This is a genomic window from Chloroflexaceae bacterium (genome assembly GCA_025057155.1).
Lineage (GTDB): Bacteria > Chloroflexota > Chloroflexia > Chloroflexales > Chloroflexaceae > JACAEO01.
In genome coordinates, this window is record JANWYD010000016.1 from 68,439 (window position 1) to 86,213 (window position 17,775).

The following is a 17,775-nucleotide window of genomic DNA, read 5'->3' on the forward strand; positions in this document are numbered from 1 at the left end:
TCATTCCTTAAACAGAGGATTGCGCTTCCACCTCACAGGCAGAGGAAACCTGACGGTAGCCGCCTGCGCAGTTCCTACTTGCCGGCACAGCCCGTCAGCGCCTTTTGCTCGGCGGCATTGGTCGCGCCGGTCTGCCGCTCGGCGGCCAGTTTCACCGCGGTGGCCTCAGCGCTGTCACGGGCCTTCTCCACCAGGCTCACCAGGCTGCCCTCGGAGACCAGGAGGGGAGCCGAGGCCGGCTGAGCTGGCTGCAACTGCGGAGCCGCAACGCCATTCGGCAGCACCACAACATTGCCCGTCGCGGGCTGCGCCAGTGTGCCGCCCTTCGGGGCCGTGCCGAACGCCAGCGCGGCGACAATTGCGAACGCCGCGACGGCGACCGCGCCACTCACTGCCAGACCCTTCCAGAGCATACGATTCCTCCTTTGTACGGAAACTGATAATCAGGCGCCGTATCCGGCGCAGTCGCCAATCGTAGCCAGGGTGTGAACTGCGTTTGCCGATGGGATACACAGCTATTGTACTACCTTTGCAAACCTTTAGCAAGGAAAAATATCCCGACTCCAGAGCTTTATCCGCCTCTCGCAGCTGGACGCAGGGCGGCTGCGCCGCTCCGGGGGTTGCAGTTTCGGCGGTTCCGGGCTTTTCCCATTCGCGCGCGCCCTGTCTCCGCTCCAGAGCTTGAACAACGCTGGTATGATAGGAGCAGGTCTTGAGTCCAGTTGTGGTTTTGGGCCGTGCCAGGGAGAGTAGCTGTGGGATCTCGATTTGCCTCGTGGTCATCGCTGTGGTCGAGCCGTCTGCCAGTACGCCTGCTGGCGTTGCTGGCGGCGGCCTTGCCGCTTGGCGCCTGCGCCGGCTTGCTGCCCGGCGAGCAGCCCACCCCTGTGGTGGTGATCGTTACCGCTACCCCGCCTCCCGGTCAGCCAACCCTTCCTGCGCCGCCTCCGACGCTGGTAGCGGCGCCCACTGAAGCGCCGACCTTCACTCCGGCTGTCGCCGGTGATACGACTGCTACCCCGGCCTCCGAGGCGCGCTCAGGATTGCTGCAACGGGTGCGCGAGCGCGGACGGCTGATCTGCGGCGCCAATGCCGACCTCCCCGGCTTCGGGTTCTATGACCGGGTGCGCGATGAGTGGAGCGGCTTCGATGTGGATTTTTGCCGCGCCATCGCCGCGGCGATCTTCGACGATCCTGCCGCTGTGGAGTTCATCGGTCTCACCACCTCGGGCCCCAAAGAGCGCTTTGCCGCCGTGCGCAACGGGACGGTGGACGTGCTCATTCGCAATACGACCTGGACCCTCGGCCGCGATATCGCCGGGCTGGCTTTCGGGCCGACTACCTTTCATGACGGGCAGACCTTTATGGTCCGCGCCAGCGCGCGCATCTCCACCTCGGCTGACCTGGCCGGTAAGCGCGTCTGCGTGGCGCGAGGCACGACCAGCGAGCAGAATCTGGCCGATGACTTCGCCGCCCGCGGCATCGCCTTCGAGGCCGTGCTCTTCGACGACGAGGGCCGGCTCTACCCGGCCTATGATCGCGGCGAATGCGACGCGGTGACCAGCGACAGTTCGCAACTCGTCTCTAAGCGCCAGACCCTGAGCGTCCCGGCAGACCACGTCATCCTCGGCGAGCGGATCTCGCGGGAGCCGCTGGGACCGGTGTTCATCGAGAACGACGAGCGGTGGCGCGACGTGGTGAGCTGGGTGGTCTTCGCAACGATCTACGCCGAAGAGTTGCGAGTGACGAAGGAGAATGTCGAACAGCAGCGCGCCCAGAGCGATGATCCGCGGGTCAGGCGTCTGCTCGGGCTCGAGGGCGAATTTGGCCAGGGCCTGGGCCTGAGTAACGATTTCGCCTACGCTGTTATCCGCCACGTCGGCAACTACGGCGACATCTACGACCGTAACCTGGGGCCGCGCACGCCCTTCGCCCTCGACCGCGGCCCGAACAAGGTCTGGAACCTGGGCCAGGGCGGCGTGCTGGCCTCGCCGCCTTTTCGTTAAGAGCCGCTGCGGAAGCCTCCTGCGGGAGGGGCCCGGAGGGCCAGAATCTCCCGCGAACTCTTTTGTACTGCCGGAGGAGAAGGTCTGGGAGGGCGCAACCCTCCCGCGAGAACATCCCTTTATGCCTGTCCTTCAAGGAGCGTGGGGAAACCCCGTTTTCCCATACCCCTGCCAGAGGGATGGGTCCGGGAGAGCGTCATCCCAGCCATGGAGCAACCACTGATCTGCCCCGCCTGTCACGCCGACAATCAGCCGCGGGCGCGCTTTTGCAAGCAGTGCGGCTACGATCTGATTCTGAACAACGATGGGCCGCGGTTCTTCCTGACCAGAACGATTAAAGAAGGCGGGCAGGGCGCGGTGTTTGAGGGGCGCGATGAGACCGGCCGGGTGGTCGCGGTGAAAGAGATGCTCGACCGCTTTACCGACCCGCAGGAGCGCGCCGAGGCGGTGCAGCGCTTTGAAGCCGAGGCGGAGATGCTCAGCCGCCTCAGCCATCCGCGCATTCCACGGATCTTCGCCTCATTCAACGACGGCGGGCGGCACTACCTGGTGATGGAGTTCATCCGCGGCCAGGATCTGGAGGACCTGGTCGCCCGCGAGGGCCCGCAACCCGAGGCGCGGGTGCTCGAATGGGCCGATCAGCTCTGCGACGTGCTGGAGTATCTGCACGGCAGGGGCCTGGTCTACCGTGACATGAAGCCCTCGAATGTGATGCTCGAGCAGCCCGCCGGGACGCTGAAGGTGATTGACTTCGGCATCGCCCGTGTCTTTCAGCCCCAGCAACGGGTGACGCAGATCGGCACGCCGGGCTACGCTCCTCCCGAACAGTATCAGGGCCTGGCCACGCCGCGTTCAGACATCTACGCTCTGGGAGCGACCCTGCACCACCTGCTGAGCGGGCGCGACCCGCGCGACCATCCGCCCTTCACCTTCCCGCGACTGACCGGCGTCTCGTCACGCACCGCCGACGCGATCGAGCGGGCGTTGCAGATGCGCCCGGAGGATCGCTTTCAGAGCATCGCCGAGTTTCGCGCGGCGTTGCTACCGGCCACGTCGCCGGTGGTTGCAGTAGCCCCCACGGCGGCCACGCTACCGGCGACCCGCCCGGCTCCAGCCGCGCCTGCTCCGGCCCCCGCCGCGCCGCGCGCGCCCGCCGCACCCGCCCCGGCAGCGCCCGCGCCCGCCGCGCCACCGCCGTCCGCTCCGGCCCCCGCCGCGTCACCCGCGCCCGCGGCGGCAACCAGGCGACGCTCGGGGTTCCTCTGGGTGCTGGGGTTGCTGGCGCTGTTGGTAGCCGGTGGCGTTGGGGCCTTCCTGCTGATCCGCCCATCCTGGTCGGCCCCCGTGCCGCGTCCGACAGCAACCCCGGAGGTGCTGGTGGCGCAGCCCTTCAGTGTGCGCGATCTGGAGATTGATGTGCCGTATGGCGCCAGTCGCGAAGCAGTGGATCAGGCCTTCGAGGCCGCCTTCCTGGCGCTGGCGCGGCAGGACTGCCAGTGCGATGCGCGGATTGCGCCCGGCAGCCTGGTGTACCTCTACGGCGGCGAGCCGCGACAGGTGGGGATCGTGGGCAACCGCGAACGCTACCGGGCCTCGCTGGAAGCAATGCTGCTGGTGCCGCAGCGCTGATCTCTGTTGTGCAGCTCGCATGTCCATCATTCCCAGGTCGCGCCGGGATGCCGTAGACATCAATCCAAAATCCGAAATAATACATATGTCGTACCGGCTGATCGCCATTGACCTCGATGGAACCCTGATTGACGCCGCGCACCAGCCGGGGCCGGGCAGCGCGGCGGCTATCGCTGCCTGCGAGGCCCGCGGCGTGCGCGTGGTGCTTGCCACCGGGCGCAGCTTCGCCTCCGCCGCGCCCTACGTCCGCGCTCTGGGACTGCGACCGCCGCACATCACCCTCAACGGCGCGATCATGGTTGAACCGAACACCGGGCGCCCTAGCGTGCGCGCAACCCTTACCAGGGAACAACTCTCGCTGGCGCTCGACCTGCTCAACGAGCGCGGTATTGCCCACATCGTCTACGGGGCCGCCGGGATCTACGCTGTGCCCGGCACGGCGCGGCTGGACATGCTGGCGCCCTACGGCGAGACGCCCGCGGTCTTCTGCGCGCCGGCGGAACTATACGACGTGCCGGCGCCGCTCAAAGTGCTGGCTTTTCTCCACCCCGGCTCGCTTGACCAGGAACTGGCCGCGGCGGCCAGTGAGCGCGTGGCGACGATCCGCAGCGGCGCGGGTTTCTTTGAGTTCGTGCCGCCGGGAGTCAGCAAGGGCGAAGCGTTGAGCGAACTGATGGCGTGCTATGGTGTGACCCGCGACGAGGTGCTGGCGATCGGCGATGGCGAGAATGACCTGAGCATGTTCGCCGTGGCCGGCATGAGCGTGGCCATGGCTGACGCCCCCGCGGCCGTGCGCGCTCAGGCGCGCGCCCTTACCGGCACGTGCGTTGAGGGCGGCGTAGCGCAGGCGCTGCGGAGATTCGTACTGTGCCAGGGCGTCGCATGTTGAAGCCAGCGGGTGCGCGGGGAAATCTGGTCTCCCCGCGCACCCTGCCCGCCGGGGGACATTTCCCGGCGCGTATCAAAGACTATGAGCAAACTCAACTCCCAACGCCTGCTGGAGCGCCTCCAGGTTGCCTACACCACCCACGCCTACGCCTATGACCCCGACGATCCGCCAGACGCCGTGGAAGTTGCCCGACGCACCGGCCTGCCGCCCGGCCAGGTCTTCAAGACCCTGGTGCTTGGCGGGGCCAGCCAGGGGCGGCCCGTGCTGGTCATGCTCCCTGCCGACCGCCAGCTCGATCTAAAGCGCTGCGCGGCCGCGTTTGGCCAGAAGCGGCTCGAACTGCTGACCCGAGCCGAAACCGAGCGCCTTACCGGGCTAAAAATCGGCGGCATCGGCGCCCTGGCCCTCACCTCCAAACGCTGGCCCTGCTACCTGGACCGCTCGGCGACGGCCTATGAGCGCATCTACGTCAATCCCGGGCAACGGGGAATCATGCTTGGCGTGGCTGTCGCCGATCTGCTGCGGGTGCTTGGCGCCCAACTGGTGGATGTAGCGGCATAGTAACATTGCGGAGCGGGCTGGGAAGGTTCCACCCTTCCGGGAAACGTCCGTTTGATATGCGGCGCCACGCGATTGTCGCCCGGCGTGAAGCATGTTAAGATGGGACGGCAAACCGGGCTCGTGAATCAACGAGGAGGGGCCTGATGGCTGATTTAAAGAACCGTCTTACGGAGGTTAACGCAAAGATTGAGGCCCTCGAAGAGGAACGGCGGGTTATCTATGAAGACAGCCACGTTGACGAATTCGAGCACCCCCGCCTTAGCGTGATCAACGAAGAACTGGAACATCTGTGGGACTTAAAGCGCCGTCTGGAAGCCGCCATCTCGGCCGGGTTGAGCGAGTTGCCTGTGCCGCCCCCCGAAACCTTTGAGATCGGTGAGCAGTGAGTTACGATCCGCAACGCAAGGCGGATGTTCCGGCGCGGGCACGTGTTCGGATTGATCGCAGAACACGCAGAGAAACATAGCAGATGCGCCGTTTGAAGCTCTTTGCACTGCTCTGCGGCGCAGACGTATTCGGCGGACATGAACATTATCCTGTGTGGGAGGGCTGCACCCTCCCACCCCCTTGCATCCGGCGCGCTACTGTTCTCTCAGAGACACCCGGCCCCGCTGCACACACTATCCGGCACCGGCGTAACGACCGGGGTTGTGCCAGGCCCGCCGCCGGGCACGAGCCGGTACTCAGCCGTCGCGCGCAGGCGGCTGGTGTTGCCATAGGCTGTGTAGGTGCGCAGACCGACCGGCGCCTGCTCGCTCAGGTAAAGCGTCACGACGAAGGCGCCGCCCGCATCGGCGACTACATCCCCGATCCACAGGGTCGAGTAATCCGGCAGGGTGACCCAGATCGTCACGATTTCCCCTGGCTGGAAGCCCCACCCGCTGAAGACGGCGTAGCTCCGCTGGTCATCGGGCGAGGACTCGACCCGCAGATTGGCGCGGCCGGCAGGCACGGTCAGGTCAGCCACCTGCACATCAAACTCGGCAATGCCATTCGCGCCGCTGTTCACGCCGCGCGCCGTCAGCGCGTAGCGGCCAACCGGAACGCCGGTGACCTTCAGCACATACTCGATCTGCCCGCTCGGGCCGGCCTGCGTCCGCCCCAGGTCTTCCACCGTCGCATCGGGATAGCGCAGCCAGAGCGCCACCGGCTCGTTGGTGCGATAGCCGCTGCCGCGGAAGATGAAGGTGCGCCCCTGCCGATCACCCCCCGGATGGACGCTCAGTGTCACGTTCGGCGATGGGCCAGGCGCCTGTCCGATGCTGACTTCAATTGAGGCATAGACTTCACGCCCGCTGCTCTGCCCGAAGGCGGTATAGGTATAGCGGCCAACCGGGGTGAAGGTTGCGCCAAGGAAGTCGGGCACGTAAGGGAAGTTGAAGGCCCCGTCGCCGTTAGTAACGACCTCGGCGACGCCAAAGACCGAGAAGTCGGGATAGGTGATCCAGATGGACACGGTCTCTCCCGGCGAAAAACCAGAACCGATGAGGGTGACCGTGTCGTTTTGCCGGGGCTTTGCGGGTGTGGCGATCAGACTGGCCGAACTGGCGGCGCTCTGCCAGGTCCACACGCCGATCAGCAGCGCCAGAGCCGCAGTGAAGCAGACAAGAACGATCCTTGCCACCGATTGCTGACCTTTGAGCATTATCGTTCTCCTGTGCTGAGTTGGGATTACTGAAGCGCATGAGGCTGTCTGGGTTAACGGTTCACCTCCTGGCGCCGCGCCTTCCGCGAAGGAGAAGGTCACGGTCATAAGCCCATACGGCGTCGTTCCACCTGCGGGTAGACTACTGCACACCCCCCTATCCGAAGGGAAGTCGTAAGTGACGAGAGGATGACAGAGAACTTACAACCTGCTAACAAACTCACCCCTTTATCTGAAGCAAGGTTTATGCTAGAATGGCATCGTTCACGCATACCGCCACGACAGCGGAAGGAAGACGAGGGGATGCTCAGAACCACGTGTCGCGTCGCCCTGGTGATGGGCCTGGCGCTTGCCCTTCTCGCCAGCGGAGCGCCTGTCGCCGCCGGCGCCACGCTGCCTCGCAGCGCAGCGGAGGCTTCCATTCCGCGTGGCAGCGTTACCAGCCGGCCCTACACGGTGATGATTGACAATCACCCGAAAGCCTATCCCCAGACGGGCCTTAACCGGGCGGCCATCGTCTTCGAGGCTCTCGCCGAGTACGGCATCACCCGCTACATGGCGGTCTATTTCCCCGGCATCACTCCGGATCTGGCGACCATCGGGCCAGTGCGCAGCGCTCGCGCCTACTTCGTCGAATGGGCCAGGGGGCTGCGCGGGGTCTATGTGCATGCTGGCGGCGCCCCCGACGCGCTGACCATGGCCGCAACTTCGGTCGAGATTGTGGATATGGACGCGCTGAAAAATGATGCCAGCGCCGCCTTCGTGCGCAGCGCCGATCGTCTTGCGCCCCACAATCTCTACACCTCCAGCGCCCGTATTGCCGCCTTCCTCGATCAGCGTCGGGCCAATCAGCCTGATCTGCGCGAGATTGGCTTTCGTATTAAAAGCGACCGTCCCGCCACCACTCCTCGCGCCCAGCGCATCAGCTACTACTTCATTTACCCCGAGTCCTACGTGAGCTGGCGCTATGACCGGACCACGAACAGCTATCTCTACTTCCGCCAGCAGCGCCCGCACGTGGACGCCGCCACCGGCGAGCAACTGCGCTTCAAGAACATTGTGGTGCTCGAAGTGCCCGAGCGCCCTATTCCTGGCGATCCCAAACAACGCATTCAACAAGATGTGATCGGTCAGGGGCCGGCGCGGGTGTTCTTCGACGGGCGGATGATCGAGGCTACCTGGCGCAAAGGCGCCGGCTTCGCCCAGTTGCAACTCTTCGATCGCTACGACCGGGAGCTGCCTTTCAATAGCGGGCCGATCTGGTTCGCAGCTATTCCATCGTTGACGAATCTTACTGTGGAATGAGGGGGCGCCCTGCCAGCAGGGATCGGTTAACCAGATCGTCCCGGGAGAGCACATGACCGCAGGCCATGTCCGTCACCTTCTCGGCCTCGCCATCCTTGCCTTGATGGCCGCCCTGACCGCTCCGGCTGAGGCTATGCCCGCCGCCGAGGAGTCTCGACCGGCCCTTGCGCCCACCTACCGCATCTTCGCCACTCGCGAAGGGCTGGTCGGGCGCCGCACGGCCAATGGCCATATCATCCAGCCGCGTGACCGCTTCGTCGCCCTGCCTTCGTGGACTGTCCTCTCCCCCCGCGGTTCCGACAAGTTCCGCGTGCGCCTGACCTACCAGGGCCGCACTGTGGTTGTGCCCGTCTGGGACGTCGGCCCGTGGAACACCAACGACGATTACTGGAACGTCAACCGGCGCTATAAGGATCTCCCCGTAGGCATGCCCATGGCCCAGGCCGCCTTCCTGCATGGCTACAACGGCGGCCGTGATGAACGCGGGCGCCGCATCCAGGACCCCAACGGCATCGACATTGCCGATGGCACATTCTGGGACGATCTGCGCATGACCCGCAACGACTGGGTGGACGTAACCTTCCTCTGGCTGGGCGCCGATCCGGGACCCGGCAACGCCGTGCCTATCGAGGTGCCCGCGCCCGCCCCCGCTCCCCCGCCGCCTCCGCGCCCTCCGAAACCGGTTACTGTGGAGCCAGGCGCTGTTACCGTAGACAATACCGACCCGGGCTTCGCTCCCGGCGGCGCCCCCTGGTCCGAGGCGGCCTGCGGTCTTGGCGGCGCCCACGCCTGGACCTACTCGACCGGCGATCCCTCGAAGGCTGCCGCCAGCGCCGCATGGACGCCTCAGCTTCCGGGCGCGGGGTTCTACGAACTGCGGGCCTACATCCCCGAGTGCGGCGAACGCGCCACCGCCTCCGCCCGCTATGTCATCCACCACGACGGCGGAGTGAGCGAGGCGCGGGTTGACCAGCAGGCCAGCGCCGGAACGTGGGTAACGCTGGGAACCTTCCTCTTCGGGGCGAGCGGCGCGATGGTGGAACTGAGCGCCCTGACAGGCGACGAACGCCGCGTCGTGCGTTACGACGTGTTGTCGTGGGCCTTGCGCCAGGACAGCGCTTCGCCCGCCGCGCGGGTGACAGGCATTCAGCGCAAGGGCAACGGCTATCAGATCACCTGGGGCGGAACCGATGACCTGAGCGGCGTCGCCAGCTACGATGTGCAGGTGCGCATGCTGCCCCGCGGCGGCTGGACCGACTGGAAGCGCGAGGTGGAGTTGACCACGGCCTGGTTCGGCCCCGATGAAGGCAAGCACTTCGCCTTTCGGGTGCGCGCCCGCGATCGGGCCGGCAATCTCCAGCCCTGGCCCCCCGATGCGCAGATGGACACCACGCAGGCCAGCCCGTAGGGCAATGTAAGAACATCTTCCGGTATCGCCGAACGCTGCGGGCTAATGAAGGAATATAAACCGGTATTCGCTCCGTAGCCCGGCGGCTGAGGCCGCGGGCTACGGATGCGACGCCCGCCTGCGCGGGCTACGCCGGATTTAATTCTTAATCTTCATAAGCCCTGGCTGAGGTCGCGAAAGCCCATGCGGGGCTTCCAAGCTCTAAGCGAGGGCTTTAGCCCGCAGCGCGTGATGCTGCCAAAGGGATGCTGGTGGTATACCGGATTCTTTTCTTAATCTTCATAACCCTCGGATCGCACAGGTCTGACAAAGTGGTTGCCTCCTCCTGAGACCTCTCCACCCCGCGCGTGACCTCGTTTAATTGATCTGCTATCACTGGCGATATCGTGTTGACTCTGCTGACCGTAGCTGCTACTGTGGTAGGGCTGACATTATGGAAGCCCCTGGCTCGCAAGGGATCAGCCGTATCGCATCCGTCGGCGGGGATCGCTGTCTGGTTCGCGGTCGAGTTGATCGTCTGGCTCACCACAGCAGGCGCATCAATACCAAGCCAGGGATTAGCAAACTGCCGCCAGGCAGTCGGTCAGATGCGGAACATCGGGCGTCTCCCTCAGGCGCCGTCAGACAGGAGAAGTAAATGGCGGAGATACTTACGACCCTCTCGAACGTCTTCACGCTCATATTTGTGGTCTGCAGCATGCTATCCCTTGGGTTAAGCCTCACGATCCGGCAGATCGTCGATCCCCTGACCGACCTCGGGCTGGTGGCCCGGGCGCTCCTCGCTAACTTTGTGCTGGCGCCGCTGCTGGCCTATCTGCTACGGGCCGTCATTCCAATGAACGAGTCGTATGGGGTCGGGCTCATTCTGCTCTCCACTGCTGCGGGCGCTCCATTCCTGCCTAAGCTGGTGCAACTCGCCAGGAGCGATGTGCCGTTTGGGGTCGGGCTGATGGTGCTGCTGATGGTTGCGACAGTTGTGTACATGCCGCTCGTAATGCCGCTGTTGCTGGCGGGGGTGAGCGTCAATCCTGTAGATATCGCCTCGTCGCTGGTCGTCCTGATGCTCATTCCGCTGGGGATCGGGCTGTTTATCAAATCTCGCTACCCCGAGATCGCGGCCGACCTGCAACCGCACTTCGCCCAGGCCTCTAACGTGGGTCTGATCGGCCTGTTTGCAACCAGTCTGCTGCTCAACTGGCGCACGCTCCTGGGCGCCATCGGGAGTGGCGCGCTTGCCGCTGCGCTGCTGTTTATCGTCGGCAGCTTTGTGCTCGGCTACTTCCTCGGCACGTCTGCGGATACGCGACCGGTGCTTGCCCTGGGCACCGCCCAGCGCAACATAGCCGCGGCAATGGTGGTCGCCACCGGCCATTTCGCGAGCGATCCCGACGTGCTCGTAATGGTGCTCGTAGCCGCAACGTTGATGCTGGCCCGTGCGGCGGAGGGGGTCCGGCTGCCGGGACCTCGTAATGGTGCTCGTAGCCGCAACGTTGATGCTGGCGCTCCTGTTGCCGGGAGCGGGCGAGCTCGGCAAGCGGCGCGCACGCGCAACTACCGAGGATACGGCGCTCAGGTCGGCATAGTGTTCCGATAGCTGATGGTACGTGCGGTTCTGGTCGTCTTCGCCGGAAGCCAGCCTCGCTACCCGTCCGAGGGTGGCCAGCGATACGCGGAGCGCCCCGGCGACAAAACGGAGAGACGGCCCGCCGCGCCGTCTCTCCGTCGCCCACGGGACGGGCATGCGATTATGGGCGCGGGCCGGCCCCCCGTCGCCCCCGGGACCGGCCCCCGGTTCCGGGCGGCGCAGGATGCGCCGGGGGGCGCGGGCGCCCGCGCCCCCCTGGCGGCCATCCATTCCATCCGTCCGGCGACGATACGTCCCGGCGGCGATGCAGGGGACGGTCGCGTTCTCTGGTTCCGGCGGCGATCACTTATCCTGGAGCGCAGCCACGCCGGGCAGCACCTTGCCTTCGAGCAGTTCGAGGGAGGCCCCGCCACCGGTCGAAACGTGGGACATCTTCTCGGCCAGGCCGGCCTGTTCCACAGCGGCCACCGAGTCGCCGCCGCCCACAATTGTGGTCGCGCCGCGCTCGGAGGCGGCGGCCATGGCCTGGGCGATGGCATAGGTGCCGGCGGCGAAGGAAGTCATCTCGAACACGCCCATCGGCCCGTTCCAGATCACCAGTTGCGCCTGGCCGATCTGATCGCTGTAGAGCTTCACCGTTTCGGGGCCGATATCGAGAATGCGCCAGCCCTCAGGCACGGCGTCTACGCTGACCACGCGCGTCTGCGCATCGGCGCTGAAGGCATCAGCGATCACCGCGTCTACCGGCAGCAACAGGCGCACATTGGCCGCCTGGGCCTTGGCGATCAAGTCGCGAGCCACGTCGAGGCTATCCGGCTCCACCAGCGAGTCGCCCACGGCTTTGCCCTGCGCCAGGAGGAAGGTATTGGCCATGCCGCCGCCGATGAGCAACGCGTCCACCTTGCCGAGGAGGTTCTCAATCACGCCGATCTTGTCACTGATCTTGGCTCCGCCGATGATGGTCACGAAGGGATGTCTGGGGTTCTCCAGCGCCCCGCCGATGAACTCCAGTTCCTTCTCCATCAGGAAGCCGGCGACGGCCGGCAGGAAGTGGGCCACGCCCTCGGTGGAGGCATTGGCGCGGTGGGCCGCGCCGAAGGCGTCATTGACGAAGACATCGCCGAGGCGGGCGAGTTCGGCGGCCATTGCCGGGTCGTTCTTCTCCTCACGGGGGTCGAAGCGCGTATTCTCGAGCATCAAGACGATCCCGGGCTTGAGATCAGCCGCGGCGGCCTCGGCGGCAGGACCGGTGATCGCCTCGGTCTTGCGCACCTCTTGCGCCTCGGGGAGCAACTCGAAGAGCCGCTCGACGACGGGGCGCATGCTGTACTTGGGGTCCACTTTGCCCTTCGGGCGGCCCAGGTGCGACATGAGCACCACACCGTTGGCGCCATGCTCCAGGAGGTACCGAATCGTCGGCAGCGCGGCGCGAATGCGGGTATCGTCGGTGACGTTACCCGCCTCGTCCTGCGGCACGTTGAAATCAACGCGCACCAGCGCGCGCTTGCCGGCCCACTCGACGTCGCGGATGGTCTTTTTGTTCATAGGGGATCTCCTTCTGCGGAACTATCCCGGCGCGAACCATTGTAGCATAGGTGGGGGCCGCGCTTTCTCTCATCATCCCCTCCGCAGGGCCAGTGCAATCTCCACTGCTGCGGCGGGGTTCGGAGCGGCCAGGCCGCCCGATAGGGCAGTTCTGATTGAGGCTTGCCCCCGTATGAAGCAGGCAAGATGGAGCTCTTCGATAGCGCTTCTCGACATGATTGACCCGCAACGATGGCGGCGCGAGCGCAGCGAACCACGCAGCTCAGGGTCGTCAGAGGATCAAGGATTCCAGTCAGCGCTCTAAACAACAAACACTGGGGGCGGCTGAGCCGCCCCCAGTCCGCATAAGGCTGGCGCGCCATCAATGGGCGTTGGCGGCTTCGACTTCTTTCTTGTGCTGGGCGATGATCGCGTCAACCAGGTGGCCGGGCACCTCCTCGTAGTGCGAGAAACGCATCGAGAAGCGCCCGCGGGCCTGCGTCAGCGCGCGAAGGTCGGTGACGTAGCGCTGCACCTCGGCGAGGGGGGCCTGGGCGCTGATCACCGTGCGGCCGTTACTGGCGGGCATCATGCCGAGCACGCGCCCGCGCCGCGAGCTCATATCGCTCATCACGTCGCCAGCGTACTGATCGGGCACGACGATCTCCAGGGTGTAGATGGGTTCCATGATGTACACCCCGGCCTTCTGGGCAGCCAGCTTGAAGGCTTCCTTGCCGGCGATCTTGAAGGCGATTTCCTTCGAGTCAACCGGATGCTCCTTGCCGTCGAAGACCGCCACGCGCACATTGGTGATCGGACTGCCCGAGAGCAGGCCCTCGGCCATAGCCTCGCGCACGCCCTTCTCGATGGCCGGCATGAAGCCCTTTGAGATTACCCCGCCAACAATCTCATTGACAAACTCCAGCGGGTCCTCGCGGTTGGGGTCAGGCTCCAGCGGCTCGACCCGCAGCGCCACGTCGGCGAACTGCCCGGCGCCGCCGGTCTGCTTCTTGTGGCGATACTGGGCCTCGGCCCGGCCACGGATGGCCTCGCGGTAGGGCACCCGCGGCAGGTCAATGTCAATATTCACGTCGAACTTGCGCTTCATGCGCTCGGCGACGATCTGCAGGTGGCTCTCGCCCAGCCCGGCGAGCAGGGTCTCGCCCGTTTGCGGGTCGCGGGAGACGACCAGGGTGGGGTCCTCCTCGACCATGCGGCCCAGGGCGCTGCTGAGCTTATCGAGGTCGGCGCGGCTGCGCGGTTTGACCGTGGCGATGAACGCCGGGGCAGGGAAGGCGATCGGCTCCAGTTGCAGGAGGCGGCCCGGGGCGCAGAGGGTGTCGTTGGTGGAGGTTTCGGCGAGTTTGGTGATCATGCCGATATCGCCGGGGCCGATGCTCTCCACGTCGCGCTGCTCCTTGCCGAAGACGCTGTAGACGTGGCCGACGCGCTCTTCCTTGCGGGTGCGGCTGTTCACCAGGGTCGAGTTGGCCCGCACCTGGCCGGAGTAAACGCGGAAGTAGCTGATCTTGCCGTAGGTGTCGGCGATGGTCTTGAAGACCAGGGCCGTCACCGGCTCATCGGCGGCGGGGCGCAGGGTGATCAGCTCGCCGCTGGCCAGGTCGGTGGCCGCCACCTCCTGGCGCGCAGCGGCGGGGATGCTATCCACGATGCCATTGAGCAACTGCTGGATGCCGGCCACTTCCAGGGCCGAGCCGCAGAAGACGGGCACAATCGAGCCGTCGGCGATGCCGGTGCGGAGGCCGAGCAGCAACTCCTCGCGGGTCAGGGCGTCCTCGCCGCCCTCCAGGTAGCGCTCGATCAACTCATCATTGGTGGCGGCGATGCGGTCAATCAGCGCGGTGCGCCACTCGTGCATCACGGCGTCGAGTTCGGCAGGCACGTCCGCCTCGATGAAGTCGCCATTGTGTTTGGGCGAGATCATCCAGGCGCGCTGTTGCCGCAGGGAGATGATGCCCTTAAACTCCTTGCCCGCGCCGATGGGGATCTGCATCGGGATCACCGCGGCGTCGAGGCGCTCGCGGGCCTGCTCGATCACCCGGTAGAAATTCGCATTATCGCGGTCAAGCTTGTTGACAAACAAGATGCGCGGCACCTTCTGCTGAACGGCCATCTCCCAGACCATCTCGGTGCCGACTTCGACGCCCGCGGCGGCGTCAAGCACAATCACGGCGCCATCCACCACGCGCATCGCCGCGGCGATGTCACCGGCAAAATCGGCGAAGCCGGGAGTGTCAATCAGATTGATCTTGTCATCATGCCACTCGAGGGGGAGCACGGAGAGGGAAACGGACATCCCGCGCCGGTGCTCGTCGGGGTCATAATCGCTCACGGTTGACCCATCTTCGACGCGCCCCATGCGCGGGATGGCGTGTGCGGTCATCAGCATCGCCTCGGCCAGCGTTGTCTTCCCGCTGCCGAGGTGACCAAATATGCCGATGTTGTGTATCCTTTCCGGTCCGTACGGTCGCATGGCTGTCCTCCTCGACGTGTCCAACGCGCCGCCTTCAAGATGTGACCAGCTTCCGCGGGGTGTGCACCCCGTAACCCGCCGGGCGGGATTGGAATACGGGCTGTGTAGATGCAGCCCCGGCCCCTTTCCACATGTTCTGGTCACACTGCCGGCAGGCGCAGCCTGGAAAGGGGTTGCGTTAAGAACAGATTATAGTGGCGGAAATGGTTGCGTCAATGGGAGAGGCCGCAACACAGGAAATGTTCAGGGGATGCACACTGGAGCCGGAGGTGTGGAGGTGTGGAGGTGTGGAGGTGTGGAGGCGTGGAGGTGTGGAGGCGTGGAGGTGTGGAGGTGTGGAGGTGTGGAGGTGTGCTTCACATCTCTACATCTCCACATCTCCACACCTCCACAGACCTGCAGTTGCCCGGCCCCGACCCTACACTGCCGTGGCGGTGACCTTGATCATGCGATCGCCCTGCACGATCTTGTCGCACACCTCCTCCATACCGCTGATCACGCGCCCGAAGACGGTATGCTTGCCGTTCAGATGGGGTTGCGGCTGGTAGACGATGAAGAACTGGCTGCCGTTCGTGTTTGGGCCGGCATTGGCCATGGAGATGACGCCGCGTTCGTGGGTGAGGGGGTTGCCCATCGTCTCATCACGGAAGCGGTAGCCGGGACCGCCGGCGCCGGTGCCGGTAGGATCACCGCCCTGGATGACGAAATCCTTGATGACGCGATGGAAGACCACGCCATCGTAGAAGCCCTGGTTGGCGAGGAAGACGAAGTTGTTTACCGTCATCGGAGCGTACTGGGGATATAACTCGAGTTCGATGGTGCCCTTATTGGTCTCCATCGTAACGCGGTACGTCTTGGTGACGTCAATCTGCATCGGGGGCGGGCTGGACCACTTTTTGGCGCTCACGGCGGGTTCCTTTCCTTCTGCGGCGAGAATGTTGGGATTATAGCACGCCAGGTCCAAAAGAAGCGCATCGGCGGGGGCAACCGGGCGGTCGCCCCTGCCGATGCGCATGGACAGGAAGGTCGAAGGCCGGAGCCGTTCCAGGGTCCGGAGATCAGCCACAGGTCAGTATAGCCGGCTGGAGCCGGCGAGACCGGTTGCAGGTCCTACGCCGCGAGACCGAGGCGTGCCCTGGTGGCCTGCGGATCCATTCCGTGCAGGCGCAGCAAGTTCTCGCCGAGGATCTTCTTCTTGGCCTGCCTGGTAAGCTGGCCGCAGCCGTAGCCCTGCACGATATCCTCCGGCAGTTCAAACTCCCAGAACGCCTTCAGGGCGCCGCGGGGGTGCCAGATCGGCGTTTCGCCGCCGTAGATGATCTTATCTTCGCCGCACCAGAAGAGCAGCTTGGCCATGTTTTCAGCGAAGACGCGGGGCGAGCGAACGACAAAGTTAACGGTGGCGGCGATGGAGGCATAGAGGTTGGGGTAGCGCACCAGTTGCCAGCACACCTCATCAATGAACGGCAGGCCTACGTGGAAGATGACAAAGTTGATGTCGGGGAAGTTCGCCGCAGCGCCGTCCATATCCCACGTCTGGGTATGCTCGATGGGCTGGGGGCCAAGGGGCACGCCCTTGTGGACGCCGATCAGGTTCACGCCGAGTTCAAGCGCCTTCTCAAACACCGGGAAAGCGACGCGGGGATCGTCCATGCGCCAGGGGAAGGGCTGGCCGTAGTCGTAGCGCACGTTGTACAGTTTGAACCCTCTGGCGCCGAACTCCTTGACCTGGATCTCCATCAGATCCAGGGCCTTTTTGCCCTCCAGCGGGTTGATCGTCCCCCAGAAGACGGCCCGATCGGGGTAGCGTCGGGCAAACTCGGCGCACTTCTCCCACTTTGAGAGGCCATCCTTGAAGAGATCGGTGAGGGGGAGCGGCTGGGCCACGATCATATCGGTGGGACTCTCATCAAAGACCATGCGCGCGATCTCTTCAACACTCCACTCGCGCATGTACTCTTCAGGGGTGAGCGTGCGCTCGCCGGGGGCGTTCAGCACCTGGTGAAAGGCGTAGAGATGGTCAATGAACATCTCGCCAGGCTTGCCAAAGGCATTCCGCTTGTCGAAGTTGAACACGTGGCACACGCAATCGAATACGAAGGCATCGCCGATCATCGTTGATCTCCTTCCTGACCCGACGCACGCTCACGGGCGAGGCGAGCCTCGCGGAGCGGCAGAAGTTTCTCCAGAGGCAAGCGAAGTTTCGCGCGGGCGCTCTCCGAGAGGCGCTCCGGCGACCAGGGCACATCCCACGTGAAGTTGACCCGCACCTGCTCGACTCCGGGCAGCTTGCCGACCTCTTCTTCGATCATGGTGAGCATGTGCATTGAGAAGGGGCACCAGCCAGTGGTGAGGACAAGATCGACATCCACCTGCGAGCCGGCAATACACACCCGCTCGACCAGGCCCATGTCAACGACGCTTACCTCTTTCTCGCGGCAGCAGGGGTCGTAGCAGCGTCCAAGGGCCTCCATCACTTCAGACAGGTCCGGCGCTGGATGGGCAAACACGGTCACGCAGACTCCTTTCGTGTTCTGGCGCAACACTACGCACTGACACTCCGGCGGCGGCGCCTTAAGGAAGTTGAGAACCGGGGGATATGATTATTATACACTAATGTGTATTTCTTGTCAATAATAGTTGAGGTTTCAAACAGAGCCCGAGCAACGTCCGCCTCCGGCGGCGGGAGGGGGACGGCGGCGCCCGACCTCTCAGGTGCAGGGTTGTTC

At 64.8% G+C, this 17,775-nt stretch carries 15 protein-coding genes; 8 read left to right on the forward strand and 7 right to left on the reverse strand.

Annotated elements, in window-relative coordinates; genetic code table 11:
- Positions 1-74: 74 nt before the first annotated feature.
- On the reverse strand, positions 75-413 hold the full coding sequence (locus NZU74_14960) for a hypothetical protein (GenBank protein ID MCS6882633.1): 339 nt from the start codon (positions 411-413) through the stop codon (positions 75-77).
- 342 nt (positions 414-755) lie between these two features.
- Here NZU74_14960 and NZU74_14965 point away from each other — a divergent pair, with 342 nt between their 5' ends.
- The 5 genes from NZU74_14965 (at position 756) to NZU74_14985 (ending at position 5,471) form a co-directional block, all read left to right on the forward strand.
- Positions 756-2,006 carry an amino acid ABC transporter substrate-binding protein gene (locus NZU74_14965; GenBank protein ID MCS6882634.1) on the forward strand — a complete coding sequence of 417 codons (1,251 nt, stop codon included), beginning with the start codon at positions 756-758 and terminating at the stop codon, positions 2,004-2,006.
- A gap of 207 nt (positions 2,007-2,213) precedes the next feature.
- Positions 2,214-3,635 (forward strand): serine/threonine protein kinase, encoded by a 1,422-nt coding sequence (locus NZU74_14970; GenBank protein MCS6882635.1) that lies wholly within the window; start codon positions 2,214-2,216, stop codon positions 3,633-3,635.
- Between the two features lie 85 nt (positions 3,636-3,720).
- Positions 3,721-4,524 carry a Cof-type HAD-IIB family hydrolase gene (locus NZU74_14975; protein MCS6882636.1) on the forward strand — a complete coding sequence of 268 codons (804 nt, stop codon included), beginning with the start codon at positions 3,721-3,723 and terminating at the stop codon, positions 4,522-4,524.
- An 81-nt stretch (positions 4,525-4,605) separates the two neighbouring features.
- Entirely contained in the window at positions 4,606-5,085 is a 480-nt protein-coding gene (locus NZU74_14980; protein ID MCS6882637.1) for an aminoacyl-tRNA deacylase, read from the forward strand.
- A 143-nt stretch (positions 5,086-5,228) separates the two neighbouring features.
- Positions 5,229-5,471, forward strand: a complete 243-nt coding sequence (locus NZU74_14985) for a DUF2630 family protein (protein ID MCS6882638.1) — start codon at positions 5,229-5,231, stop codon at positions 5,469-5,471.
- A 206-nt stretch (positions 5,472-5,677) separates the two neighbouring features.
- On the opposite strand, the gene NZU74_14990 is transcribed toward NZU74_14985, so the two are convergent.
- Positions 5,678-6,730 carry a hypothetical protein gene (locus tag NZU74_14990; GenBank protein ID MCS6882639.1) on the reverse strand — a complete coding sequence of 351 codons (1,053 nt, stop codon included), beginning with the start codon at positions 6,728-6,730 and terminating at the stop codon, positions 5,678-5,680.
- 303 nt (positions 6,731-7,033) lie between these two features.
- On the opposite strand from NZU74_14990, the gene NZU74_14995 reads away from it, so the two are divergent.
- The 3 genes from NZU74_14995 (at position 7,034) to NZU74_15005 (ending at position 11,037) form a co-directional block, all read left to right on the forward strand.
- On the forward strand, positions 7,034-8,035 hold the full coding sequence (locus NZU74_14995) for a DUF3048 domain-containing protein (GenBank protein MCS6882640.1): 1,002 nt from the start codon (positions 7,034-7,036) through the stop codon (positions 8,033-8,035).
- A 52-nt stretch (positions 8,036-8,087) separates the two neighbouring features.
- Positions 8,088-9,443 carry a hypothetical protein gene (locus NZU74_15000; protein ID MCS6882641.1) on the forward strand — a complete coding sequence of 452 codons (1,356 nt, stop codon included), beginning with the start codon at positions 8,088-8,090 and terminating at the stop codon, positions 9,441-9,443.
- A 637-nt stretch (positions 9,444-10,080) separates the two neighbouring features.
- Positions 10,081-11,037, forward strand: coding sequence for a hypothetical protein (locus tag NZU74_15005; GenBank protein MCS6882642.1), 957 nt, complete (start codon positions 10,081-10,083; stop codon positions 11,035-11,037).
- Between the two features lie 333 nt (positions 11,038-11,370).
- Here the strand turns inward: NZU74_15005 and NZU74_15010 are convergent, their stop codons facing one another.
- The 5 genes from NZU74_15010 to NZU74_15030 form a co-directional block, all read right to left on the reverse strand.
- Positions 11,371-12,573, reverse strand: a complete 1,203-nt coding sequence (locus tag NZU74_15010; GenBank protein ID MCS6882643.1) for a phosphoglycerate kinase — start codon at positions 12,571-12,573, stop codon at positions 11,371-11,373.
- A 361-nt stretch (positions 12,574-12,934) separates the two neighbouring features.
- Entirely contained in the window at positions 12,935-15,046 is a 2,112-nt protein-coding gene (fusA, locus tag NZU74_15015; GenBank protein MCS6882644.1) for an elongation factor G, read from the reverse strand.
- A gap of 418 nt (positions 15,047-15,464) precedes the next feature.
- Positions 15,465-15,920: a peptidylprolyl isomerase gene (locus tag NZU74_15020; GenBank protein MCS6882645.1), complete on the reverse strand. Its 456-nt coding sequence runs from the start codon at positions 15,918-15,920 to the stop codon at positions 15,465-15,467.
- A 236-nt stretch (positions 15,921-16,156) separates the two neighbouring features.
- The gene (locus NZU74_15025) at positions 16,157-17,161 is read right to left on the reverse strand and encodes an amidohydrolase family protein (GenBank protein MCS6882646.1); all 1,005 of its coding nucleotides are present in this window, start codon (positions 17,159-17,161) and stop codon (positions 16,157-16,159) included.
- The gene (locus NZU74_15030) at positions 17,158-17,562 is read right to left on the reverse strand and encodes a metal-sulfur cluster assembly factor (GenBank protein MCS6882647.1); all 405 of its coding nucleotides are present in this window, start codon (positions 17,560-17,562) and stop codon (positions 17,158-17,160) included. The genes NZU74_15025 and NZU74_15030 overlap by 4 nt, the downstream gene beginning before the upstream one ends.
- Between the last annotated feature and the right edge of the window lie 213 nt (positions 17,563-17,775).